This window comes from Natronomonas sp. EA1, assembly GCF_051195035.1.
Lineage (GTDB): Archaea > Halobacteriota > Halobacteria > Halobacteriales > Haloarculaceae > JBNTJV01.
In genome coordinates this window covers 63144-84212 of sequence record NZ_JBNTJV010000001.1, presented here as the reverse complement: position 1 = coordinate 84212, position 21069 = coordinate 63144, and the positions used below count along the sequence as shown (strand labels likewise).

The window sequence follows — 21069 nt, the reverse complement described above, 5'->3', positions numbered from 1 at the left end:
CCCGCCCCAGGCCGTCAGCGCCCGTCGAGGAACGCCTCTACCGCGCGGTTCCACGCGTCGGGCCGTTCGAGCATCGAGAGGTGTGCCGCGTCGTCGACGAGTTCGAGGGTCGCGTCCGGAATCCCCTCGACCAGATACTCGTGGAACGAGGGTGGGGTGAGCCCGTCGTCTGCGCCGGTGATGGCGAGCGTCGGGACCGCGATCTCCTCCAGTCGGTCCCGTACGTCGAACGCGTCGCAGGTGCGGAAGTCCCGCTCTGTCACCGCGCGCCCGGTCGTGCGGAGCATCTCTGCCGACTTCTCGACCACGTCCTCGGGCGCGTCCGCAAAGAGCATCCCGGGCTGGTGAATCATCGAGACGGCACCCTCGAAGTCGTCGGCGAGGGCGTCGAGGAGTGGCTGGCCGACGCCGAGTTTCGCACCGGTGCCACAGAGGACGAGCCCGTCGATGGCGAGGTCGCGTTCGAGGGCGACATGCATGGCGACGGCGCCGCCCAGTGAGTTCCCGCAGAGCACCGTCGCGCCCGTCTCGCGGGCCACAGCACAGACATCGTCCGCGTAGGCGTCGAGCGTCTCCGGCCCGGCGGGGGTGTCGATATCGTCGCTCTCGCCGTGGCCCGCGAGGTCCAGCGCGACGCCCGGGGCGGGACCGTCGGGGGCGTACTGGTTCACCCAGACCCGGTGGGTACCGCCGCTGCCGTGGATGTAGAGTACCGTCGGCTCGTCCGTTCCGGGAGCCCGATAGGCCGTCGTCCGTCCGTCGTGGGTGACCGTGTCCATACCCCCCGTTCAGGCGGCCCCGAAATAAACGCACAGCCTCGAAGGGAGTGACCGGAACGGGACCGAACCGCAAACAATCGGTTCTTACCCAAATTATGCCGTCTGCCGGTTTTAGGAAAAAGAATTAAATAGTAAGACAACTAACTTGGAGTTAGCATGAACGAGCATTCACAGTGGTTCGCGCAGGCTGACGTGCTGGCACGTCGCTACGATTACGAGGACACCACGGTCTTCGTCGCGGACCTCGGTGCCACGGACGACGCGAGCGTCGATGTCGTCGACGGTACCGCCATCATCGTCATCGGTGACGAACAGTACGAGCTGGAGCTCCCCGGCGGGGAGGCCCGTGCTTCTATCAACAACGGCGTCGTCACTGTCGAGGTGAGCGCATGAAACTCACCGTCAAACCCCTGAAACAGAAGGACGCCGGTCGTGGACTCGCCGCCATCGACCGCCGCGCGATGGCGGAGATGGAACTCGAGAACGGCGATTACATCCTCATCAAGGGGACCGACGGCGGCCGCGCCGTCGCCCGGGTCTGGCCCGGCTACCCCGAGGACGAGGGCCGCGGCGTCATCCGCATCGACGGCCGGCTTCGCCAGGAGGCCGACGTGGGTATCGACGACAACATCGACGTCGAGCCCGCGGATGTCAAGCCCGCGAAGTCCATCACCGTCGCCCTCCCGCAGAACCTCCGTATCCGCGGGAACATCGGCCCGCACATCCGCGATAAGCTCTCCGGACAGGCCGTCACGCAGGGCCAGCGGGTCCCGTTCTCGCTCGGCCTCGGCCCACTCTCCTCGATGAGCGGCCAGCAGATCCCCCTGAAGGTCGCGAAGACGGAGCCGAAGGGCACCGTCGTCGTCACCGACTCCACGGAGATCACCATCAGCGAGAAGCCCGCCGAACAGATCGCCGAGACCGAGGGCAGGGCAGCCGACACGCCGAACGTCACCTACGAGGACATCGGTGGGCTCGACGACGAACTCGACAAGGTCCGCGAGATGATCGAGTTGCCGATGCGCCACCCCGAGCTGTTCGAGACGCTCGGCATCGAGCCGCCGAAAGGCGTGCTCCTCCACGGCCCGCCAGGCACCGGGAAGACGCTCATGGCCAAGGCCGTGGCCAACGAGATCGACGCGTACTTCACCGACATCTCGGGCCCCGAGATCATGTCGAAGTACTACGGGGAGTCCGAGGAACAACTGAGAGAGATCTTCGAGGAGGCACAGGAGAACTCCCCGGCGATCATCTTCATCGACGAGATCGACTCCATCGCCCCCAAGCGCGGCGAGACGAGCGGTGACGTGGAACGCCGCGTCGTCGCCCAGCTCCTCTCGCTCATGGACGGGCTCGACGAACGCGGCGACGTGGTCGTCATCGGCGCGACCAACCGCGTCGACTCCATCGACCCCGCGCTCCGCCGCGGCGGCCGCTTCGACCGCGAGATCGAGATCGGCGTCCCGGACAAGGACGGCCGCGTCGAGATCATGCAGGTCCACACCCGCGGGATGCCGCTGGCCGACGGCGTGGACATCGAGCAGTACGCCGAGTCCACCCACGGCTTCGTCGGCGCGGACCTCGAGTCGCTCGCGAAGGAGGCCGCGATGAACGCCCTCCGGCGCATCCGCCCCGAACTCGACTTAGAGAGCGACGAGATCGACGCCGACGTGCTGGAGTCGATGCGCGTCACGGAAGGCGACTTCAAGGAGGCGCTGAAGGGCATCTCCCCGAGCGCCCTCCGCGAGGTGTTCGTCGAGGTCCCCGACATCACCTGGGAGGACGTCGGCGGCCTCAACGACACCAAAGAGCGGCTCCGCGAGACCATCCAGTGGCCCCTCGACTACCCGCAGGTGTTCGAGACGCTCGACCTCGAGGCCGCGAAGGGCGTGCTGATGTACGGCCCGCCCGGCACGGGGAAGACCCTGCTCGCCAAAGCCGTCGCCAACGAGTCGCAGTCCAACTTCATCTCCATCAAGGGACCGGAGCTGCTGAACAAATACGTCGGCGAGTCGGAGAAGGGCGTGCGTGAGGTGTTCGAGAAGGCCCGCTCGAACGCACCCACCATCATCTTCTTCGACGAGATCGACTCCATCGCGGGCCAGCGCGGCCGCAACGCCAGCGACTCCGGCGTCGGCGAACGCGTCGTCTCCCAGCTCCTCACGGAGCTCGACGGCCTCGAAGAGCTCGAAGACGTGGTCGTCATCGCCACCACCAACCGCCCGGACCTCATCGACAGCGCGCTGCTGCGCCCCGGCCGCCTCGACCGGCACGTCCACGTGCCCGTCCCCGAAGAGGACGGCCGCAAGCGCATCTTCGAGGTCCACACCCGGAAGAAACCCCTCGCTGACGACGTCGACCTCGACGCGCTGGCCGCCCGCACGGAGGGCTACGTCGGCGCCGACATCGAGGCCGTCTGCCGCGAGGCAGCACTCGCCGCGACCCGCGAGTTCATCGGCAGCGTCGACCCCGAAGAGGTCGACACGAGCGTGGGCAACGTCCGCATCAACATGGACCACTTCGAGCACGCGCTCGGCGAGGTGAAAGCCAGCGTCGACCCCGAGACCCGCGAGCAGTACGAACAGCTCGAAGAGCGGTTCGGGAAAGAGGAGCCGACGAAGGAGCAGGAAGTCTCCCGTACCTTCCAGTAGACGTTTTTTCACGGGGGGTTCGCCAGCCTTCGGCTGGCTCAACCCCCGCCAAAAAACCTCTACCAAAAAAGCCGAATCAGCCCAGCGGGCTGATTCGGTACGACCCCTTGTCCGCACAGCTACCGCTACCGCACAGCTACCGCCACCGCACAGCTACCGCTACCGCACAGCTACCGCACTCAGCAATCAGTAGAATCGTGTGTCAGTCCAGTTTCTCCGCGGCTTCGCGCTGCACGAGCGCCTGTGCGTTCGAGTCGGGGAGAGTCACCACGTCCTCCGAGGAGAGCTCGTAGGAGCGCTCGTCAGCCCCGAAGATCTCGCCCACGTCGCGGGTGATGCGGACCATCGTGCGCTCGACCGAGGGGGAGTCCTCCTGTTCGGTCGTGGGCGTGTCGTCCGGTTCGGTCGTCCCGGTCGAGGACTCGCCCGCCCGTGCGGCCTCCGCCTTCGCGAAGATGTCCACCTCCTCGTCGACGGGGGTCGTGGCCTCAGGTTCGGGCTCGCGGGCGCTCTCGTCGCGGGTGTGGACGTCCGCGCTGGGGGCCGTGGGCTCGGACTCCTGCTCGCTCGGACCCCCACCCATCAGGTCCGCGGCGTTGACGGCCCCGTCGTCGGCGTCCTCGTTGACAACGTCCGGCGCGGCGGCCTCGGGGTCCGGGTCGAGAGAGGGGGTCGACGGGCCGGCGTCGGACGTGGACTCGCCCGTCGGCGTGCCAGCCGACGCTGCCTCCCCGTCGACGGAACACGAGAGGGCGCTCCCCTCCCCCTCGATGACGCCGTCGAGGATGTGGGTGCGGTTCTCCTTGATCTCGGCGACGAGCGTGTCGAACAGCCGCTCCTCCTCGCGGGTGAGTCCGTCGCGGTCCGTGGGCATGTCCGCGGCGGCGATGGACGCCATCTTCACGACCTTCCCGACCCGGCGTTCGTAGATGGCCTGAACCGTCTTCTTCGCGGTCTCGATGTCGTCGGTGAGCTGTTTGACCTCCGGGGCGGAGAAGGGGTCGTCCGCGCGCTCTGCCGCGGCGTCGCGCTCCTGGCGCAGGTCCTCGATGAACTCCCCGGCGTCCTGATAGAAGGAAGAGCGGAGACTCTGCAGGCTCGTCGCCTGGCGTTCCCGGCTCTGGACGGATTGGAGCTCGTCGAGATTCATTCTCTCACCTTCTCGGCGCGACCACGACACATGAGGAACACGCCGAGCGCCTCTGGGAGCGATTGCTCACCCGGCGAGACCGTAAAGCTATCGCCGTCGAACGTGACCGGGCCGCCCTCGGTGACGTTCACCCGGATATCGTGACCCCGGAACGTCTCCGGGATCGCATCCGAGAGCGGGTCGAAATCCTCCAGCGCCTCGCGGTCGATGCGCGTGACGGCGAGTCCGGAGCCCCCATGCAAGCTCCCCGGGAGCCGGATGAGGCGGTTGATGTCCGTGGTGACCGGCTCGTCGATGGGCGCACCCTCCGAGGCGACCGTCTCCTCGAACACGAGTTTCGCGATGGAGACGACGGCGGGGTGGACGTCGATGTTGCCCGCGGCGAGCTGCTCGTAGTTCGTCCGAACCTGCTTCAGCGTCGCGGTCGCCTTCCCCTCGCCGATGCGGGGGAACTCGCGTAGGCGCTCGACTGCGGCCTCGTCGTCCAGCTCCCGCAGCTCGTCGAACAGCGACATGAGGTTCCGGTGGACGCGGGCGCCCCAGCCACCGTCGGTGGGAAGCATCCGTTTGTCGACGGGGTTCGAGAGGCCCATCCCGTCGACCGTCTCCGTGCGGACGAGATCCGCGAACTCGATGTCCGGGCCGTTGACGTACTCCACGATCTCGCGACGCTGTTCGCGGCCGAGTTCCAGCACCCCCTCGTCCCGGACGTGGACGTGGTAGCCCCGCCCGCCGGAGAAGACGACCGTGAGCTCCTCGAAGCCGAAATCGTGTTCGAGGAAATCGAGGAGGCGCAGGAGGGCGTCCTTGCAGACCGCGAGCATCTCGGCGTACGAATCCGCCTCGGGGTCCACGCCGGGGAGGTGGTCCGCGTCCAGATCGAAGACGAGGTCCGCCGCGCGCCACCCCTTCTTCGACATGGAGCCGGCACCCGGTTTCTGGTACCGGCCCGCCGAGAAGTAGACGTGTCGGGGTTTCTCACGCGCGAGGAACTCCTCCAAGGCGCCGCCACCGGCCACGTCGAGCCAGGACTGGTGGCGGACCATCCGCGTCCCGCCGGCCGTCCACGGGATGTGCCCCCACTCCCGCTCGTTCGGGACGGGCGGCGGGGAGAGGTCGGTCCGGCGATAGTAATCACCGAACCGACCTTTGAGGTACTCGCGCGTTCGCTCGTCCATTACTTTCGAAGACGAGGACGCACCGACTCAAAAGCGTGACGTGTTTTCCTCAGCGGCGCATGAACCGCGAGAGCTTCTCCTTGATCCCTTCCTCCCCCAGCCGGAGGTAGTAGGCGTCACCGCGGTCCTCGTAGTAGTTGTCGACGCGGCGGACGATGCGGAACCCGAGGTGTTCGTAGAAGCCGAGTGCGGCCTCGTTGGTGGTGCGGGCGTGGCAGGTGACGGTGGTGTGGTCGTCGGCGACGGCGGCGACGAGCCGTCGCGCGTACCCCTCCCCGCGCTGGCCGGGGTCGACGGCGAGAAAGAGGATGTAGCCGTCCCGGCGACAGGAGGCGAACCCGACGACCTCCTCACCGTCGGGGCCGCGCTCGAGAAGGACGTAGCCCGTCGAGCGACGGTACGCATCCTTGAAGAAGCCCTCGCGCTGACGAAGGAACCCTTCCCCCATCCGGATGCGCTCTTTGAGCTCCCACGCGGCGTCGACGTAGGTGTCGTCACCGGGCGCCACGACGCGCAGGTCGATGTTGACACTCACTGCCACGTATTGTGCCGTCGGAGATATAACTCCACCGCCAGCCGGAGGTCGTGCGCCCGGCGGCCGCCACGAGTCACCCGTGACCGACCCAGTGCAGGCCACAACCTATTCGGTTCGGGGGAGCGACCACCCGATATGTTCAGCCGCTTCGGTGTCGAAAAACGGAAGCCCGACGGGGTGAAAACGGTCGTGAAGCGATCGCTCGTCACCGGTGGGGCCATCATGATCCCCTTCGCGGTGACGCTCATCGTCGTCGGCGTCGTCCTGAACTTCATCTCGAACACCCTCGATCCCGTCATCGGTGCGCTACAGGCCGGCCCCATCGGCCCCGACGACGTCAGCCCCCTCCAGCTGAAGGTCCTCACCGTCGTCGTCTTCGTCCTGTTCGTTTTCGCCGTCGGCTTCCTCGCGGAGTTCCGCGACGGGACATCCCGGTTCGGCCAGGCGTTCGACAACGTGATGGCCGCGATTCCCGGAATCGGCTCCGTCTACACGAGCTTCGACGAGATGTCAGAGCTGCTGCTCGACTCCGACACCGACTCCTTCCAGGAGGTGAAGCTTGTCGAGTACCCGAGCGAGGGGGCCTACACGGTGGCGTTCAAGACCGCGGAGACCCCCTCCGTCATCGAGGAGGCGACCGGCGGCGAGATGGTCACCCTGTTCATGCCGATGGCCCCCAATCCCGTCATGGGTGGGTTCGTCATCCACATCTCGAAAGAGCGCGTCGTCGACGTGGACCTGACCGTCGAACAGGGGATCCGCTCGATCGTCACCTCCGGCGTCGCCATCGGCGAGGACGGCGCACAACACCGAGGACTCACCGAAAGCGAGATGCGGAAGCTCGGCCAGATCGAGCGCGTCGAGCAGGCCGCCGACCCCGGAACGGAGACCGACGAGGTGGAACGGGAGATCGAGTCGGACCCCGACGAGCGCATCGACGAGTACGACGACGCCATCGCCCCCGAGTACTCCGAGACGGCCCAGAAGATCGCGGAACGCTCCGCCCAGGAGGGCGAGGAGACGGTCGTGCCGCCCGCGGAGCTGGCGGGTCGCGACGACGAAGACCGCGAACCGACGGGAGAGACGCCAGACGAGCGCAGCCGGGAGGACGAATGAGCTACGAGCTCCGGGACCACACCGCCGACGTGGCCGTCCACGCCACGGGCGGGACGCTCGATGCCGTCTTCGCCGCCGTCGCCGACGGCCTCACCGCCGCCATGTGCGAGACCGTCCCCGAGACGGGTGGTGAGGTCGTCGAACTCTCCGTCACCGCCGAGCGCAAGGAGGCGCTCCTCTTCGAGTACCTAGACGAACTCATCTACGAACGGGACGTGCGGGGGGTCCTCCCCACGGACCACGCGGTGACGGTCGACCCCGAGACGTGGACGCTCGACGCCAGCTTCCGGGGGGTCCCCTTCGAGGCGGTGACCGCCCGCGAGGTGAAGGCCGTCACCTACTCCGAGATGCGCCTCGAACCGGTCGAAGCCGGCTGGGAGGCGTACGTCGTCTTCGACGTGTAGATCGAGTGAGACAGAGGCCCACACTTTTGCCGTCGCCGGGCGAACACCCGCGTATGCACCGGACACGCCTGCGCGTCCTCGCGCTGGCTGGTACGCTCACGCTCGCGGGCACGGCATCGGCACACGTCGACTACGTGACGGAGGACCCCGCCCCCGTCGAGAGCGCGGTCGCCTACCTCGTCGAGGCGCTCACGAACCCCGTCGTCGCCGGGCTGCTCGCCGGCGGGGCCGTCGCCGCGCTCCTCGCCGTCGCCGTCTACCTCCGGTTCGTCGCCCCGCTCCCCGACATCCCCGTCCTGCGCGAGACGCTCCGCGGCTACCGCCCGCTCGTCCCCTGGATGCTCCGGCTCTCGATGGGGCTCCCCCTCGTCGGCGCCGGGTTCGCGGGCTACTTCTTCTCGCCCGCGGTCGAGGTGCCGGGGATGCGCATCCCACAGGTGTTCGTCGGCTTTCTGTTGCTGTTCGGACTGGGAACGAGGGTCGTCGCCGCCCTCGGCCTCCTGCTGTATCTGGGGAGCCTCCCCTTCTACCCCCGGCTCGCCCTCGCCATCGAGTACGTCCCCGGCCTCCTCGCGGTCGTCCTCGTCGGGGGCGGGAAGCCGAGCGCCGACCACATGTTCGCGCAGGTCGCGAACGCCCCCGGCACCCTCTACGGGCGCATCGAGCCCGTCCGGGCCGTCGCCGCCCGCGTGGTCCCTGCCATCGAACGCTACGAACGCTACGCCCCGACGATCCTCCGGGTCGGCCTCGGCGTCGGGTTCCTCTATCTCGGCATCGTCGAGAAGCTCGCCGACCCCGCCCACGCGCTCGCCGTCGTCGCGAAGTACGACCTCACCGCCGTCGTCCCCGTCCCGGCCGACGCGTGGGTCGTCGGTGCCGCGCTCGCCGAAGTCGGCCTCGGCGTCCTGCTCGTGCTCGGCGTGTTCACCCGCGGGGCCGCCGCCACCGCGTTCCTCGTCTTCACGCTCACGCTGTTCGGGCTCCCCGACGACCCGGTGCTCGCACACGTCACCCTGTTCGGCCTCGCCAGCGCCGTGTTCACGCTCGGCCCCGGGCCGCTCGCCGTCGACCACCGGCTGGACGGGCTCCGGGCCCGGGTCCCCCTCCTCGGAACTGCGACCGCGGAGCGGTAGCTATTCGGGCGCGGCACGTAGAGTCTCCTGTATGACCGATACCTTCCAAGCCGGCGATATCACGCTCCACCGGGTCGGCGAGTACGTCTGGGAGATTCCCCAGGAGGAGGGGATGAACGTTCCCGCGCGCGTCCTCGCCAGCGAGCCCCTGCTGGAGGAGATCGCCGACGACAAGACGCTCGAACAGCTGAAGAACACGACCCACCTCCCCGGCATTCAAAAATATGCAATCTGCATGCCTGACGGCCACCAGGGGTACGGCTTCCCCGTCGGCGGCGTCGCGGGCATCGACGCCGAGAACGGCTGTATCTCGCCCGGAGCGGTCGGGTATGATGTTAATTGCGGAGTTAGAATGATAAAAACAAACCTCCAGTATGAGGATATCGAGGGCCGCGAGGAGGAACTCGTCGACGCGCTGTTCGACGCGATTCCGACGGGGCTCGGTGGCGGTGGCGTCGTCGAGGGCGACCAGCACACCATCGAGCAAGTGCTCGCCCGCGGGATGGACTGGGCGCTCGAACACGGCTGGGCCGTCGAGGACGACCTCCTGCACTGCGAGGACGAGGGGATGCGGGAGGACGCCGACCCCAGCGCCATCTCGAAGAAGGCCAAAGACCGGGGACGAAACCAGCTCGGCTCGCTCGGTTCGGGGAACCACTTCCTCGAGGTCCAGCGCGTCACCGATGTCTTCTTAGAGGACGTGGGCGAGACCTATGGATTAGCGGAGGACCAGATCGTCGTCCTCATCCACTGCGGCTCGCGGGGGCTCGGCCACCAGACCTGCAACGACTACCTGCGAAAGATCGAGCAGACGCACAAGGGACTGCTCGACCAGCTTCCCGACAGGGAGCTCGCCGCGGCGCCCGCGGGGTCTCAGCTCGCGGAGCAGTACTACGGCGCGATGTGCGCGGCCATCAACTTCGCGTGGGTGAACCGGCAGCTCATCATGCACCGCACGCGGCAGGTGTTCGAGGAGGTGTTCGACCGGCCGTGGCAGGAGATGGAGATGGACCTGCTGTACGACGTGTCGCACAACATCGCGAAGAAGGAGCTCCACGACGTGAACGGCGAGGAGCGCGAGCTGTTCGTCCACCGGAAGGGCGCGACGCGGGCGTTCCCCGCCGGTCACCCGGAGGTCCCGAAGGCCTACCGCGACGTGGGCCAGCCCATCATCATCCCCGGCTCGATGGGGGCGGGCTCGTACGTCCTCCGAGGCGGGAAGGACTCAATGAACCTCACCTTCGGCTCCACGGCCCACGGGGCAGGTCGGCTGATGTCCCGCACCCAGGCGAAACAGGAGTTCTGGGGCGAGGACGTCCAGGACGAGCTGCGCGAGACGAACAAGGTCTACGTCAAGGCCTCCTCGGGCGCGACCATCGCGGAGGAGGCCCCCGGGGTGTACAAGGACGTCGACGAGGTCGTCCGCGTGAGCGACGCGCTCGGCATCGGTGATAAGGTCGCACGGGTCTACCCCGTCTGCAACATCAAGGGGTGAATCCCACTACCCCGGTTCGGGGAAAGAACGATGTTCGTGCGTTGATGTGTTCCATACATGTCCGGAGAAGGCGCGGCCGAGACCCCACGGGATGGCGGGGAGGAGCCAGCGGTCTGGTACCGCTCGCCCCGCGTCGTGGCCGTCTTCGGAATCGACGTGCTTCTCACGCTCGTCGTCGCCGGGACGACGGTACTTTTCAAGGGCTTCCTCCCTGATCTCGGGAAGACGGGGGACTTCTCGGTCCAGGTGCCGTGGGAGGTATACGCCTTCAGCGTCCTCGGCGCGCTCGGATTCGTCTTCACCGCGCTCATCCGGGATTTCGACCGGACGCCCGCCGAGATCGTCCAGTACCACTTCCGGATTCCTGCCGCGATACCGCTCGGTGCGGGCGTCTATCTCCTCTCCACGTTGATTCTGGGTGTCGGCCCGGACGGGACGCCGAACGACACGCTCGTTGCCGGGGTGGTCTTCCTCTCGGGGCTCTACGTGAACCTCGCGTACGAGCGGCTGTCGGCGCTGGCCGACCGGCTGCTGCCGAAGCGTGGTAGAACGGCGGAGTGAGACGCGAGAACGGGGTGGGCGTTACTGCTGACGCGGGGCGCGGGCCTCGCGAACGCCGGCACCGTCGCGGAGCTTGTCCTCGCAGTGGGGGCAGACGCGCACGCTGTCGTAGTCGTCGGGCGCGAACACTCGGACGTACGTTTCGGAGACGTACGACTCGCAGTTCAGACAGTGGGGCATACTCCCCCGTTCGGATGGTCGTTAATAGGCCTTCTGTCTCAGAGCGCCGTCGTCCGGCGTTTTTCCCGATTGTTCATGCCGGTTAGCGGGTGAAATCGAACGACACGTCCGAGAGGGGGAGACGGGGGTCGACCTCCTCGCCCTCGTGGAACTTCACGAACGAGAGGTAGTACGGCTGGCCGCATCCCTCGCCGCGCGTCTCGCTCGCGCCACAGACGATCTCGACGCCCTCTGATTCTTCCAACTCGTCGTAGGCGTTCGCGTACTCCCACCCGTCCAGCGGGTCGGGGGTGACGCATTTGTCCGCGAGGTAGGCGTCGCGTTCGAGCTCCGCGATGGCCTCACAGCGCGGGCAGTAGTAGGTGACCGTGACCATGACTGGAGAAGGCGGGCCAGCCGTATGGCGTGTTCGGAGCCGGAACCCCTTTGCCGACTCCCATCCACCCCGCGGATATGATAGACGAGACCGTCGAGGAGATCCGCGAGATGCAGACGCACTCCTCCTCCGTGGTCGCGGTCAAGGCCGCCGCCGCGCTCCGCGAGCTGCTGGACCGCGACTACCCGACGGCCGAGGAGTACGTCCGTGACCTCGAACGGAACTCGAACGCCCTCCAGCGGGCGAACCCCTCACACGCGACGCTGCACACGACCCAGAAGGAGATCCTGGGGGCCGTGTCGAGTCTCGAGAACACCTCACTCGAGGAGGCGCAGGCGCGCACCGCCGAGGTCATCGACCGGGTCATCGAGGAGGTGGAGACCGCGAAGTCGCGTGCGGCCGAGCGCGGCGCCGCCGTCTTCGAGGACGGAACGACCGTCCTCACGCACGACTACTCCTCGACGGTGCTGGAGGCGCTGGAACTGGCCGCCCGTGACGGAAATCACCTGACAGTGTACGTCACGGAGGCCCGGCCGCGGTATCTCGGGCGGAAGACGGCTCGCACGCTCGCGGGGATCGACCGCATCGAGACGCACCTCATCACCGACGCCGCGGCGGGCCACTTCCTGCCCGAGGTGGACCGTGTCGTCGTCGGAATGGACTGCATCGTCGGCGACACCTTCTACAACCGCGTGGGGACGTTCCCCATCGCGGCGACGGCGGCGGAGATCGGGGTGCCGATGACCGTCATCGGCTCCTCGGCGAAGCTCATCGAGGACGGCTTCGCCTTCGAGAACGAGTTCCGCTCGCCGAGCGAGGTGATGCGCGAGCCCGCCGAGGGATTCAGCGTCGAGAACCCCGCGTACGACGCGACGCCGACGCGGTTGCTCACGGAGGTCGTGACGGACGACGGCGTGAAGGAGTTCTAGAACAGCGGCTGGGCGAGTATCGTGCGCCCGCAGTCCGGGCACTCGAAGACGACGGTCCGGTCGTCGCCGTCGCCCTCGTGGGTCGTGACCCAGTCACCGTCGATAGGACTGGCGTGACCACAGTCGAGACAGTGGAGGTGGGTTTTCCCACCTGCGGAGGTACTCATTTGCAGTCTACCGTTCGCGCTCATCGGATAAAGCGCTGGCGTGAGCCCGTGTGAACTACCGGCACGTACCATGGCGAACAGGCGGCTCTCGGCGACTCGCGAGGGGTGAGCCGCACACCCGCCGTGGCCCCTCGCGACGATACTCACGTCACGGGGGGGCTGGTCCCGGCTTCGTTCATAAACCCTCGCCCGTACGGAGGCGGACGGCCGGGAGCGCGTCCCGAACGGTAGTGAGGGCGCGCGACTTCGGGGGAGGGCTGGGCTGCTGCGGTGGCGGTGCCGTGCGGGACGGTCGGTGTGCGGTGATGTCCGAGCGAGCGACAGCGAGCGAGGTTCACCGAATCAGCCCGACGGGCTGATTCGGCCTTTTTTGGTCCAGATTTTTCAAGGAGTGGTTCGCGCTCTGCGCGAACCCGACGCAGAAAAAGGTGGGGCTACATGTACATCCGATCTTCCCGCCCCCCGGTCTCCTCCTTCGCAGCTGCGACGCGGCCAGCGAGCTCCTCGTAGTAGGCGGAGACCCGGTTCGCGAACGCCTCGAGGGGGGCGCGTTCGACATCGAGGTCGTAGAGGGTGCAGACGGTCTCGAGCAGGCGGAGGGCGGCCGCTGCGTCGGGGGTCTGTTCGTGGGCGGGGGTGGTCAGAACGCAGGTGCGGAGCGTCGAGTCGATGCCGCGTGCCATGATGGCGCCGTTGACGCCGTCGAGGAAGCCGCCGGCCATCGGGGGGATGTCGGTGTCGGTGAGGTGCGCCTCGCGGTAGTCGGGGGAGGCGATGTAGAAGGTGCGGTGCTCGTCGGGGCCGTGGGCGACGGGGACGCCGGAGGCGACGACGATCTCCTCGACGGCGTTCTGCTCGGTCCAGTCGAGGATGGCGTCACCGAAGGGCTCGGCGGCCCAGCCGGGGACGAACAGCTCGCCGACGAGCACCGTGATATCGAGGTCGTCACGGGAGAACAGCCGGGTGTGGTGGCGTGGACGGCCGTTCTCGAAGGGCGTGATGGTGGGGAGCTGGTCGACCTCGATGTGGCCCGTCTGTTCCAACTCGAGCTGTTTGACGAGATAGTCGACGGTGGTGAGCCCCGCGAGGCCGAACTCGGAGAACCCACACAGCAGCGTCTTCGAGGGGGACTCGTCCGTCCGGATGTTGAATCCGGGGGAGCCGCGAATGCCGAACATACGACCCGTTGAACCTCGGGGGAGATAACTGTGGGTCGGAACCCTTTTTCCGGCGGCCGGCGAGGGGTAGCGCATGCAGGCCGGGACGCCGACACCGACGACAACCCCGGAGAGCTTCGTTCCGCACCCGGGCTGGCTCCCGCCGTGGATTCCGGACTGGACGGTGGACGTGACCGTCGCTATCGTCGTGCTCGCGGTGACGTTCTACATCTCCCGGCTGGTGAAGGCCGTCCTCGGCCGGCGCATCGCCCGACGGTTCCGGCGGCCCTCCGTCGTGCGAACGGTGCTCCGGTCGGTGCAGGCCGCCGTCCTCGTCGCCGGTGGGCTGGTGACGCTGACGGTGCTCGGCATCCCCATCGGTGACCTGGCCATCTCGCTGTCGGTGTTCTCGGCCGTGCTGGGTTTCGTTCTCGCGCCCATCATCGGGAGCGTCATCAACGGCTTTTTCGTCCTCTCGGAGCGCCCGTACGAGATCGGCGATATGGTCCAGATCGTCGATACGGACACCTACGGCTTCGTCGAGGATATCACCCTGCGGTACACGAAGATATTCACCCTCGACAACACGTTCCTCGTCGTCCCGAACGGCGCGATGCGCGACCGCGACGTCATCAACTACTCGGCGGAGGACGCCCGCACCCGTCTCGCGCTCGACCTGCTCGTCACCTACGAGAGCGACATCGACCGCGCGCGGGCCATCGCGGAGGAAGCCGCCCGGAAGGTGGACAACGTCATTGAGGGGGGCCCGGACATCCGCGTCGGCGGGGCGCGCTACCCCGCGGCCCCGACCTGCTACATCGAGGCCTTTGCCGACCACGGGGTGAACCTCCGACTGCGCTACTGGGTGACGGAGCCGTACAAACTGCTCACCGCGCGCTCGAACGTTCAGACGAACTTCTGGGAGCTCATGCGCGAGGAGGACGTGGAGATCGCCTACCCCCACTCGCATCTCTTCTTCGACGAGACGAGCGGGGAGATGCAGGTGTCGGTTCGCGAACGCGGGCCGGAGTCGGTCGAGGAAGGGCCGGTCTCCGACGAGGAGCTGGTCGTGAGCGACGAGACTACAGAGACGCAGTGACGACCTTCGCGTCGAGTTTCTCGCGGAGGAACGACTCCACGTCGGGGTCGTCGATGAGCTGGCGGACCATCCGCCGCCAGCGACTCGCCTGTTTGCGCCCGATGACGACGAAATCCGCGCCCTCGGAGATGACCTCGTCGAGGATGGTCTCCTCCACGAGGAACCCCGAGCGGACGACGAACCGGGCGCGGGGGACGCGGCCGAACTCGGCTTCGACCGCGCGTTTCAGCTCCGCCCGGGTGATGCGGTGGTCGTTCTGATAGAGGTTCACGTGAAGGACGGTGAGGTCCGCGTCCTCCTCGCGGGCGAGGTCGATCGCCCGCGAGAGGGTTGCCTTCGAGTGTTCCGACAACGGATAGCGCACGGGGACCACGACCAGCGTCATTACGAGTGAGAAGAATGTCGAGCGGCCAAAAGCTTACTATCGGAGGACGACCCGGCCCTCGATACGCGGGTCGATACCGTGTTCACGGGCGTACGCCGCGAGCACCTCGTACTGCGTGTCACCGAGTTCGAGTCGGTCGGCCTCGGTGAGCGCCGGGAACTCGTCCGACGAGTGGAGGACGTAATCGGAGACCGCGAGGGTGTAGCGCCGCTCGTCGTCGATGGGGTCTCCCTGCACGGTGACGTTCGAGAGCGTCCCGGTTCGCCGGTCGTACTCGAGGCTCGCCCCGGCGATGTGTGCGTGCCACCAGCCCGGCTCGCCGAAGCCGAGTTCGTCACCACCCTGGGCGAACGCCTCGCGAAGCCGTGCGCCCTCGACGCGGGCGATGGCCAGTGGTTCGTCGAACGGGATCAGACTGATGAGATCGCCGATGGTCACGTCATCCTCGAGGGCGTGACCCTCCCGGATGCCACCGGAGTTCTGGAGCGCCACGTCGGCCCCGGTGGCCCACAGGTACGCGTCCGCGACGAAGTTCCCCACTCTGGACTCCCCCCGGAAGCAGGTCTCGACGGTGCGCTCGATGGGCTGCTCAACGTGTGCGACGACCTCGTGGACGCCCGCCTCGCGTTTCTGGGCACGAACGCGGGCCGCGACCCCCTCGTCGAGCGGCCCCTCCCGGACGACGTGCCGGGTCGCCGCCTTCGCCGGGAGCTCGATCTCGAGCAGGATCTCCCCGTTGACGCCGGGGCGGGTGAGCAGCGTGCCGTCGATATGTTCGACGACCTCCGCGTGGATGTGCCCGCCGAGGATGACGTCCACGTCGGTCTCGCGGGCCAGCTCCTCGTCACCGCGCCCGAGATGCGAGAGCGCGACGACGTAATCCGCACCCGCCGCGCGCAGGGCGTCGACGGCCTCCTCGGCCGCAGCGATGGGATCGGTGAACTCCACGTTCCCCGTGTTGGGGTTGATAGAGCCCGTTCGCGGGGTTGTGAGCCCGAAGGCCCCTATCGTGGTACCGTTCACGTCGAAGGTCTCCCACCGTTTGACCGCGGGTGCGCCGAACGTCTCGCCACCGCGTTCGACGTTCGCGGAGAGCCACGGCTGGGGGCTCGCCTCGATGATCTCGATCGCCCGGTCGGGGCCGTAGTCGAAGTCGTGGTTGCCGAACGTATCCGCGTCCGGGGAGATGGCATCGAAGAACTCGATCGCCTGCCCGCCGCGCGTGACGAGCGGGAGGACGCCGGGAGAGGTGTTGTCGCCGGTGCCGAAGACGAGCGTGTCGTCGTCCCGGCGCGCGTCGATGAGGCCCGCGAGTCGCCCGAGCCGCTCGGGGTCGTCGTAGGCGTTCTCGACATCGGAGTAATGGAGAAGCCGGAGGGACATACCCGTCGTGAGGGGTGGGAGGGGAAAACGGCATCGGACCGCGAGGGCGCACCCTTTTACTCTCGGCGTGGGTACGGTCTCGCATGAGCCTGGAATCACGTGACGGCCCGGCCGGCAAGACGCTCTACGTCGCCCGCGACGAGGGCGAGAAGGGGCAGAAAGGCCCCTTCTTCGTCGTCTACTCCGACGACGACCGCGAGGACCGCTGGGGCTTCTTCTGTGCCAACTGCGAGACGTTCAACAACGCGATGGACGCGATGGGTCGCATCCAGTGTAACGAGTGTGCGAACATGAAGAAGGCGGACGAGTGGGACGCCGCTCACGAGTGAGTAGACGTAACCGAATCCGATTTCGGTCGCCGAGTGGAATCGCCCGAGCCGCCAGAAATCGCCATCCTCGGACGTTCTTCCCGAGTCGGGCAGTCAGGTACGAAGGTTTATTGCCCGGCATGTGCAACCCTCGCATGGATGAGGCCTGTTACCACATCTCTCGTTGAAGAGGCCAAGTCGATCTTCCAGCAGTTGGGATACGAAGTCGAGGAGTCGGGAACGGAACTCCGAGCGACGCGCAAATGGCGCACGGTGTACGTGACGACCGCGACACCGGAGGACGCACCCACCCACGGCGACCTTCGCTGTTTCGTGGCACGTGCCGATCGCGCCTATGGCCTTCGCGAGACACTCCTGCAGGCGACCCCCGCGTACGACTGGGCAGTCATCAGCGTCGACGAGGACGGGGACTACGAGGTCCTCCACCCCGACCCCGACGTGTTGCCGGCCCCCTGACGCAGGGCCCTTTTTTACGGCTCGCCACAACGGTGAGCCATGGCGCTCGTCGAAGACGCGATCCGACAGTTCATCACCGACTTCCAGACCGCCCTCCCGAAGCTCATCGCCGGGGCCATCTTCCTCGTGCTCGCGGCCATCGGCGTGAAGCTCATCATGTTCGGGGTGAAGACGGCGCTCAAGCGCACCGTCCCCGGTGAGTCGCCGGTCTACCGGCAGTTCATCGCCACCATCGTCGTCATCGTCCTCTGGTTCGCGGTCGGGCTCTCGTTTCTCTCCATCGTCGGCTTAGACGGCATCGCCACCTCCCTCGGGACGGCGACGGGCTTCATCGCGCTCGGCGTCTCCTACGCCATCTCGGGGATGATCGCCGACGCCGTCGCCGGCGTCTACCTGCTTCGCGACCCCGACTTCATGCCCGGCGACACCGTCGACATCGGGGGCGTCGAGGGGGTCGTGAAGGCGATCGAGCTCCGGAAGACGCGGCTCACCGTCGACGGCGACACCGTCGTCCGCGGGAACGCCGAGATCGAGAAGAAGTGGACGAAGCGCGACGACGCGGACTGACCCTGCCAACGAGTAACACGCGCTGCTTTTATCCTCGTATCGCCAATTCGGGCGCATGTTCATCGGCCACGGGCTGCTCGCGTTCGCGCTCGCCGCGTTCGTCGCCCACGCGCTCGGCTGGCCGCGTGACCGCGCGCTCGCGGTGGCGCTGGCCGCGGGCGCGTTCGGCCTCGCGCCCGACGTCGATATGCTGTACGCCCCCGCCGGCGTCGTCGGCGCGTCGGGCGTGTTCGACGCCGCGAACGGCTTCTGGGCCACCGGGAACGTCGTCCACCGTGCGGTCACCCACTCGCTCGTCGTCGCCGTCGGCGCGACGGCCGCCCTCTGGAGCTTCGGCCGCGCGCGGCTCGCCGGCCTCCTCGTCGGCGGCTGGCTCGTCGCGTGGGCCTTCCTCGCAAGCGGTGGGCTCGCTGCCGCGGTCATGCTCGTCTTCCTCGTCACCGTCTTCACCATCGCGGGTGGGGCACTGCGCGCGGGGCAGTCCGCCGGGCTCCGGGAGCGCCACGTCCTCGCCGCGGCGCTTCTGGGGATCGCCTCCCACCCGTTCGGTGACCTGCTCACCGGGGAACCGCCGGCGCTGTTCTACCCCCTCGACGTGACCCTCATCGCCTCGCGGCCGGAGCTGTTCGCCGACCCGACGCTGAACCTGCTCGCCCCGCTGTTCGTGGAGCTGGCCACGGCGTGGCTCGCGCTCGCGGCCTACCTCCGGCTCCACGACCGCCGGCTGCTCCCCGAGGTGTCCGGCCGCGCACTGGCGGGGACGGGCTACGCGAGCGCCGTCCTCCTCATGCCCCCGCCGACGCTGGAGGTGTCGTACCACTTCGTCTTCTCCATCCTCGGGCTGGGGGTCGTGACGAGCGCCCCCCGGATGCGCGCGCTCCGCCGCCCCCTCCGGGCGGTCACGACCGGGCTCGCCGCCGTGACCCTCGCCGCGCTCGCGTACACCGGTGCGTACCTCTGGTTCTGAGTCTCCTCCGGGACCACCCCTTTTTAATCCATCCGGCCGATTCCTCCGATATGAATCGGACCGGCGTCGGCGGGTTGCTGGAGAACGAGCGACGCAACGCCGTCCTCGCGTGGCTCCTCGTGGGGTTCGTGCTGGTCGTCGCGGCCGGACATCTCGCGACCGGGAGCCTGCTGTGGGCCGGCTTCGCGGTCGTCGTGGCCGTTCTCGCGTGTCTCCCGCCCGCGGTGGCCCGGAACCTCGAGGCGATGCTCCCGTGGGAGGTGCTGCTGCTCGCCGCATTACCCCTGCTCGGACAGGTGTTCGCGCAGGTGCCCGTCACGGGTGACATCGCGGCGTACCTCTCCGTGGCCGCGCTCGCGTTGATGGTCGCCGTCGAGTTGCATCTGCTCACCCCCGTCGAGATGAGCTACCGCTTTGCCGTGGCGTTCGTCGTCATCACGACGATGGCTGCGGCCGGGGTCTGGGCGGTCGTCAGATACGGGAGCGACCTCTATCTCGGCACCTCACTCCTGCTCCCGCCGGTGCGGACGGAAGCGGCACTCGAACGGGCCGAACGCGAGCTCATGATAGAGTTCGCCGCGTCCTTCATCGCGGGGGTCGTCGCCGGCGTCGTCTTCGAGTTCTACTTCCGGCGGCGCAAGCGTGCGGACGCCGCGGCGCTCGGCATCGAGGGGGGAGCATGAACATCCGCGACCACCTCGGACTCTCCGAGAAGCGCCAGCGGCAGCTGACCAACCTGATGGAAGTGTTCCTCATCGGCATCTTCTTCGTCGGCCTCTACGAGGGGAACACCGGCGTCGTCGTCAACACCGGCGTCGCGCTGCTCGTCACCCGCCTCCCCTCCATCCTCGAACGCGACTACAACATCCCGATGGACAGCGGACTCACGCTGTGGATCACCACCGCCGTCTTCCTCCACGCGTTCGGCACCATCGGCCTCCCCGGCAACGAACTCACGCCGTACCGGTCGCTGTGGTGGTGGGACCACCTCACCCACGCGCTGTCCGCCAGCGTCGTCGCCGCCGCCGGCTACTCCGTCGCGCGGGCCGTGGACGTCCACTCCGACGCCGTCCGGCTCCCGCCGAACTTCATGTTCGTGTTCATCCTCCTCGTCACGCTCGCGTTCGGCGTCTTCTGGGAGGTCATCGAGTTCGTCATCGGGGAGGCCTCGGCGATGCTCGGTGGCGCTCCTGTCCTCACCCAGTACGGCCTCGACGACACCATGCTGGATCTCGTCTTCGACACCATCGGCGCGGTCATCGTCGCGACGTGGGGGACCGCCCATCTCAGCGACGTGGTCGGCGCGCTCACCGAACGGCTGGACCAGCGGCAGGACCCGAGATAACACGGAGCATACCTTCTTATACGTCGCCCGAGAAGTGGCGACTGCGATGGTGTTCAAGAAGATCACGCTCATCGGGACGAGTGCCGAGAGCTTCGACCACGCCGTGGACGACGCGCTCGACCGCGCGGAGGAGACGCTCGACAACGTCTACTGGGCGGAAGTCCAGGAGATGGGTGTCGAGGTCGCCAGCGTGGACGGCCGCCAGTATCAGGCAGAGGTCGAAGTGGCGTTCGAACTCGACGAGTAGCGACCATCGCAGGTCTGTAACGGCCTGTGCAGCCGTCGGTGCGGAGGGGAAGGAGCGAGACCGACGCACCGGAACAGACTCTTCTTGGAGACAGAACGGAGAGCCGACGCTACGTCCGGAACGACTCGCCACAGCCGCACTCGCTTTCCACGTTCGGGTTCTGGACGTGGAACCCCTTCCCCTGGAGTCCGCCCTCGAAGTCGATGACGGAGTCGTGGACGTACTTCATGCTCGCCGAGTCGACGAACAGCCGAAGCCCGTGGTGTTCCGTGACGGTGTCCTCCTCCTCGGGTTCCAGATCGAAGCGCATCCCGTAGGAGAGGCCCGCACAGCCGCCCTGCTGGACGAACAGCCGGAGCCCGGCCTCGTCCGTGTCGTACCCCTCGCCGCGCAGGAGGTCGAGCGCCTCCGCGGCGGCCGCTTCCGTGATGGTGACCTCGGCCACCTCGGCACTGCTGCTCATGTAGGAACGATGCGTCT

General features: G+C 67.5%; 27 protein-coding genes. 16 read left to right on the top strand and 11 right to left on the bottom strand.

Annotation, left to right across the window (positions count from 1 at the left end; genetic code table 11):
- Positions 1-14: 14 nt before the first annotated feature.
- A complete protein-coding gene (locus ACQUQR_RS00490; protein ID WP_435193890.1) occupies positions 15-779 on the bottom strand; it encodes an alpha/beta fold hydrolase in 765 nt (254 codons plus the stop codon).
- A gap of 156 nt (positions 780-935) precedes the next feature.
- On the opposite strand from ACQUQR_RS00490, the gene ACQUQR_RS00485 reads away from it, so the two are divergent.
- Complete coding sequence (locus tag ACQUQR_RS00485) at positions 936-1172, top strand: DUF7127 family protein (RefSeq protein ID WP_435193888.1); 237 nt, start codon at positions 936-938, stop codon at positions 1170-1172.
- Entirely contained in the window at positions 1169-3430 is a 2262-nt protein-coding gene (locus tag ACQUQR_RS00480; RefSeq protein ID WP_435193886.1) for a CDC48 family AAA ATPase, read from the top strand. Before ACQUQR_RS00485 ends, ACQUQR_RS00480 begins: the two co-directional genes overlap by 4 nt.
- Positions 3431-3632: 202 nt before the next feature.
- On the opposite strand, the gene ACQUQR_RS00475 is transcribed toward ACQUQR_RS00480, so the two are convergent.
- The 3 genes from ACQUQR_RS00475 to ACQUQR_RS00465 are packed head-to-tail and all read right to left on the bottom strand — an operon-like array spanning position 3633 to position 6293.
- The gene (locus ACQUQR_RS00475; RefSeq protein ID WP_435193884.1) at positions 3633-4580 is read right to left on the bottom strand and encodes a DNA replication complex subunit Gins51; all 948 of its coding nucleotides are present in this window, start codon (positions 4578-4580) and stop codon (positions 3633-3635) included.
- Positions 4577-5758: a DNA primase small subunit PriS gene (gene priS, locus ACQUQR_RS00470; RefSeq protein ID WP_435193883.1), complete on the bottom strand. Its 1182-nt coding sequence runs from the start codon at positions 5756-5758 to the stop codon at positions 4577-4579. The genes ACQUQR_RS00475 and priS overlap by 4 nt, the downstream gene beginning before the upstream one ends.
- 49 nt (positions 5759-5807) lie before the next feature.
- Entirely contained in the window at positions 5808-6293 is a 486-nt protein-coding gene (locus tag ACQUQR_RS00465) for a GNAT family N-acetyltransferase (RefSeq protein ID WP_435193881.1), read from the bottom strand.
- Positions 6294-6428: 135 nt separating this feature from the next.
- Between ACQUQR_RS00465 and ACQUQR_RS00460 the strand changes: the two genes are divergently transcribed.
- From ACQUQR_RS00460 to ACQUQR_RS00440, 5 genes are read left to right on the top strand one after another with little or no spacing between them, the layout of a single operon-like run.
- Entirely contained in the window at positions 6429-7409 is a 981-nt protein-coding gene (locus ACQUQR_RS00460; RefSeq protein WP_435193880.1) for a DUF502 domain-containing protein, read from the top strand.
- The gene (locus tag ACQUQR_RS00455) at positions 7406-7813 is read left to right on the top strand and encodes an archease (RefSeq protein WP_435193879.1); all 408 of its coding nucleotides are present in this window, start codon (positions 7406-7408) and stop codon (positions 7811-7813) included. The genes ACQUQR_RS00460 and ACQUQR_RS00455 overlap by 4 nt, the downstream gene beginning before the upstream one ends.
- A 53-nt stretch (positions 7814-7866) precedes the next feature.
- Entirely contained in the window at positions 7867-8946 is a 1080-nt protein-coding gene (locus ACQUQR_RS00450; RefSeq protein WP_435193877.1) for a DoxX family membrane protein, read from the top strand.
- A gap of 31 nt (positions 8947-8977) precedes the next feature.
- A complete protein-coding gene (locus ACQUQR_RS00445; protein WP_435193876.1) occupies positions 8978-10441 on the top strand; it encodes an RtcB family protein in 1464 nt (487 codons plus the stop codon).
- A gap of 57 nt (positions 10442-10498) precedes the next feature.
- On the top strand, positions 10499-11002 hold the full coding sequence (locus ACQUQR_RS00440) for a hypothetical protein (protein ID WP_435193875.1): 504 nt from the start codon (positions 10499-10501) through the stop codon (positions 11000-11002).
- A gap of 21 nt (positions 11003-11023) precedes the next feature.
- Here the strand turns inward: ACQUQR_RS00440 and ACQUQR_RS00435 are convergent, their stop codons facing one another.
- Together ACQUQR_RS00435 and ACQUQR_RS00430 are read right to left on the bottom strand one after the other, a co-directional pair.
- Entirely contained in the window at positions 11024-11182 is a 159-nt protein-coding gene (locus ACQUQR_RS00435; RefSeq protein ID WP_435193874.1) for a DUF7563 family protein, read from the bottom strand.
- 82 nt (positions 11183-11264) lie between these two features.
- Positions 11265-11558 carry a hypothetical protein gene (locus ACQUQR_RS00430; RefSeq protein WP_435193873.1) on the bottom strand — a complete coding sequence of 98 codons (294 nt, stop codon included), beginning with the start codon at positions 11556-11558 and terminating at the stop codon, positions 11265-11267.
- 77 nt (positions 11559-11635) lie between these two features.
- On the opposite strand from ACQUQR_RS00430, the gene ACQUQR_RS00425 reads away from it, so the two are divergent.
- Positions 11636-12487: a translation initiation factor eIF-2B gene (locus ACQUQR_RS00425; RefSeq protein ID WP_435193872.1), complete on the top strand. Its 852-nt coding sequence runs from the start codon at positions 11636-11638 to the stop codon at positions 12485-12487.
- Here ACQUQR_RS00425 and ACQUQR_RS00420 read toward each other — a convergent pair.
- Complete coding sequence (locus ACQUQR_RS00420) at positions 12484-12654, bottom strand: hypothetical protein (RefSeq protein ID WP_435193870.1); 171 nt, start codon at positions 12652-12654, stop codon at positions 12484-12486. The two genes, ACQUQR_RS00425 and ACQUQR_RS00420, sit on opposite strands and share 4 nt — an antisense overlap.
- Before the next feature lie 434 nt (positions 12655-13088).
- Positions 13089-13832: a proteasome assembly chaperone family protein gene (locus tag ACQUQR_RS00415; protein WP_435193869.1), complete on the bottom strand. Its 744-nt coding sequence runs from the start codon at positions 13830-13832 to the stop codon at positions 13089-13091.
- A 73-nt stretch (positions 13833-13905) separates the two neighbouring features.
- On the opposite strand from ACQUQR_RS00415, the gene ACQUQR_RS00410 reads away from it, so the two are divergent.
- Positions 13906-14910, top strand: coding sequence for a mechanosensitive ion channel family protein (locus ACQUQR_RS00410; RefSeq protein WP_435193868.1), 1005 nt, complete (start codon positions 13906-13908; stop codon positions 14908-14910).
- Here the strand turns inward: ACQUQR_RS00410 and ACQUQR_RS00405 are convergent.
- Together ACQUQR_RS00405 and ACQUQR_RS00400 are read right to left on the bottom strand one after the other, a co-directional pair.
- Complete coding sequence (locus ACQUQR_RS00405; protein WP_435193867.1) at positions 14894-15295, bottom strand: universal stress protein; 402 nt, start codon at positions 15293-15295, stop codon at positions 14894-14896. The genes ACQUQR_RS00410 and ACQUQR_RS00405 overlap by 17 nt on opposite strands.
- A gap of 36 nt (positions 15296-15331) precedes the next feature.
- Positions 15332-16678: a bifunctional metallophosphatase/5'-nucleotidase gene (locus tag ACQUQR_RS00400; RefSeq protein WP_435193865.1), complete on the bottom strand. Its 1347-nt coding sequence runs from the start codon at positions 16676-16678 to the stop codon at positions 15332-15334.
- A gap of 83 nt (positions 16679-16761) precedes the next feature.
- Here ACQUQR_RS00400 and ACQUQR_RS00395 point away from each other — a divergent pair, with 83 nt between their 5' ends.
- From ACQUQR_RS00395 to ACQUQR_RS00365, 7 genes are all read left to right on the top strand, one after another.
- Positions 16762-17007, top strand: coding sequence for a DUF5816 domain-containing protein (locus tag ACQUQR_RS00395; RefSeq protein ID WP_435193864.1), 246 nt, complete (start codon positions 16762-16764; stop codon positions 17005-17007).
- A gap of 138 nt (positions 17008-17145) precedes the next feature.
- The gene (locus ACQUQR_RS00390) at positions 17146-17463 is read left to right on the top strand and encodes a DUF7116 family protein (protein ID WP_435193863.1); all 318 of its coding nucleotides are present in this window, start codon (positions 17146-17148) and stop codon (positions 17461-17463) included.
- A gap of 39 nt (positions 17464-17502) precedes the next feature.
- On the top strand, positions 17503-18030 hold the full coding sequence (locus ACQUQR_RS00385) for a mechanosensitive ion channel domain-containing protein (RefSeq protein WP_435193862.1): 528 nt from the start codon (positions 17503-17505) through the stop codon (positions 18028-18030).
- A 55-nt stretch (positions 18031-18085) separates the two neighbouring features.
- Complete coding sequence (locus tag ACQUQR_RS00380; protein ID WP_435193860.1) at positions 18086-18997, top strand: metal-dependent hydrolase; 912 nt, start codon at positions 18086-18088, stop codon at positions 18995-18997.
- A gap of 50 nt (positions 18998-19047) precedes the next feature.
- Positions 19048-19680 (top strand): hypothetical protein, encoded by a 633-nt coding sequence (locus ACQUQR_RS00375; RefSeq protein WP_435193858.1) that lies wholly within the window; start codon positions 19048-19050, stop codon positions 19678-19680.
- Positions 19677-20342, top strand: a complete 666-nt coding sequence (locus ACQUQR_RS00370; protein WP_435193856.1) for a hypothetical protein — start codon at positions 19677-19679, stop codon at positions 20340-20342. The genes ACQUQR_RS00375 and ACQUQR_RS00370 overlap by 4 nt, the downstream gene beginning before the upstream one ends.
- A 46-nt stretch (positions 20343-20388) precedes the next feature.
- Positions 20389-20589: a dodecin gene (locus tag ACQUQR_RS00365; protein ID WP_435193854.1), complete on the top strand. Its 201-nt coding sequence runs from the start codon at positions 20389-20391 to the stop codon at positions 20587-20589.
- A 109-nt stretch (positions 20590-20698) separates the two neighbouring features.
- On the opposite strand, the gene ACQUQR_RS00360 is transcribed toward ACQUQR_RS00365, so the two are convergent.
- Entirely contained in the window at positions 20699-21052 is a 354-nt protein-coding gene (locus tag ACQUQR_RS00360) for a HesB/IscA family protein (protein ID WP_435193852.1), read from the bottom strand.
- Positions 21053-21069 lie beyond the last annotated feature (17 nt).

Excerpts from the sequence above, each read along its gene's own strand:
- ACQUQR_RS00490 (WP_435193890.1), bottom strand. The coding sequence starts at position 779 with ATGGACACGGTCACCCACGACGGACGGACGACGGCCTATCGGGCTCCC.
- ACQUQR_RS00485 (WP_435193888.1), top strand. The coding sequence starts at position 936 with ATGAACGAGCATTCACAGTGGTTCGCGCAGGCTGACGTGCTGGCACGT.
- ACQUQR_RS00480 (WP_435193886.1), top strand. The coding sequence starts at position 1,169 with ATGAAACTCACCGTCAAACCCCTGAAACAGAAGGACGCCGGTCGTGGA.
- ACQUQR_RS00475 (WP_435193884.1), bottom strand. The coding sequence starts at position 4,580 with ATGAATCTCGACGAGCTCCAATCCGTCCAGAGCCGGGAACGCCAGGCG.
- priS (WP_435193883.1), bottom strand. The coding sequence starts at position 5,758 with ATGGACGAGCGAACGCGCGAGTACCTCAAAGGTCGGTTCGGTGATTAC.
- ACQUQR_RS00460 (WP_435193880.1), top strand. The coding sequence starts at position 6,429 with ATGTTCAGCCGCTTCGGTGTCGAAAAACGGAAGCCCGACGGGGTGAAA.
- ACQUQR_RS00455 (WP_435193879.1), top strand. The coding sequence starts at position 7,406 with ATGAGCTACGAGCTCCGGGACCACACCGCCGACGTGGCCGTCCACGCC.
- ACQUQR_RS00450 (WP_435193877.1), top strand. The coding sequence starts at position 7,867 with ATGCACCGGACACGCCTGCGCGTCCTCGCGCTGGCTGGTACGCTCACG.
- ACQUQR_RS00445 (WP_435193876.1), top strand. The coding sequence starts at position 8,978 with ATGACCGATACCTTCCAAGCCGGCGATATCACGCTCCACCGGGTCGGC.
- ACQUQR_RS00440 (WP_435193875.1), top strand. The coding sequence starts at position 10,499 with ATGTCCGGAGAAGGCGCGGCCGAGACCCCACGGGATGGCGGGGAGGAG.
- ACQUQR_RS00435 (WP_435193874.1), bottom strand. The coding sequence starts at position 11,182 with ATGCCCCACTGTCTGAACTGCGAGTCGTACGTCTCCGAAACGTACGTC.
- ACQUQR_RS00430 (WP_435193873.1), bottom strand. The coding sequence starts at position 11,558 with ATGGTCACGGTCACCTACTACTGCCCGCGCTGTGAGGCCATCGCGGAG.
- ACQUQR_RS00425 (WP_435193872.1), top strand. The coding sequence starts at position 11,636 with ATGATAGACGAGACCGTCGAGGAGATCCGCGAGATGCAGACGCACTCC.
- ACQUQR_RS00420 (WP_435193870.1), bottom strand. The coding sequence starts at position 12,654 with ATGAGTACCTCCGCAGGTGGGAAAACCCACCTCCACTGTCTCGACTGT.
- ACQUQR_RS00415 (WP_435193869.1), bottom strand. The coding sequence starts at position 13,832 with ATGTTCGGCATTCGCGGCTCCCCCGGATTCAACATCCGGACGGACGAG.
- ACQUQR_RS00410 (WP_435193868.1), top strand. The coding sequence starts at position 13,906 with ATGCAGGCCGGGACGCCGACACCGACGACAACCCCGGAGAGCTTCGTT.
- ACQUQR_RS00405 (WP_435193867.1), bottom strand. The coding sequence starts at position 15,295 with ATGACGCTGGTCGTGGTCCCCGTGCGCTATCCGTTGTCGGAACACTCG.
- ACQUQR_RS00400 (WP_435193865.1), bottom strand. The coding sequence starts at position 16,678 with ATGTCCCTCCGGCTTCTCCATTACTCCGATGTCGAGAACGCCTACGAC.
- ACQUQR_RS00395 (WP_435193864.1), top strand. The coding sequence starts at position 16,762 with ATGAGCCTGGAATCACGTGACGGCCCGGCCGGCAAGACGCTCTACGTC.
- ACQUQR_RS00390 (WP_435193863.1), top strand. The coding sequence starts at position 17,146 with ATGAGGCCTGTTACCACATCTCTCGTTGAAGAGGCCAAGTCGATCTTC.
- ACQUQR_RS00385 (WP_435193862.1), top strand. The coding sequence starts at position 17,503 with ATGGCGCTCGTCGAAGACGCGATCCGACAGTTCATCACCGACTTCCAG.
- ACQUQR_RS00380 (WP_435193860.1), top strand. The coding sequence starts at position 18,086 with ATGTTCATCGGCCACGGGCTGCTCGCGTTCGCGCTCGCCGCGTTCGTC.
- ACQUQR_RS00375 (WP_435193858.1), top strand. The coding sequence starts at position 19,048 with ATGAATCGGACCGGCGTCGGCGGGTTGCTGGAGAACGAGCGACGCAAC.
- ACQUQR_RS00370 (WP_435193856.1), top strand. The coding sequence starts at position 19,677 with ATGAACATCCGCGACCACCTCGGACTCTCCGAGAAGCGCCAGCGGCAG.
- ACQUQR_RS00365 (WP_435193854.1), top strand. The coding sequence starts at position 20,389 with ATGGTGTTCAAGAAGATCACGCTCATCGGGACGAGTGCCGAGAGCTTC.
- ACQUQR_RS00360 (WP_435193852.1), bottom strand. The coding sequence starts at position 21,052 with ATGAGCAGCAGTGCCGAGGTGGCCGAGGTCACCATCACGGAAGCGGCC.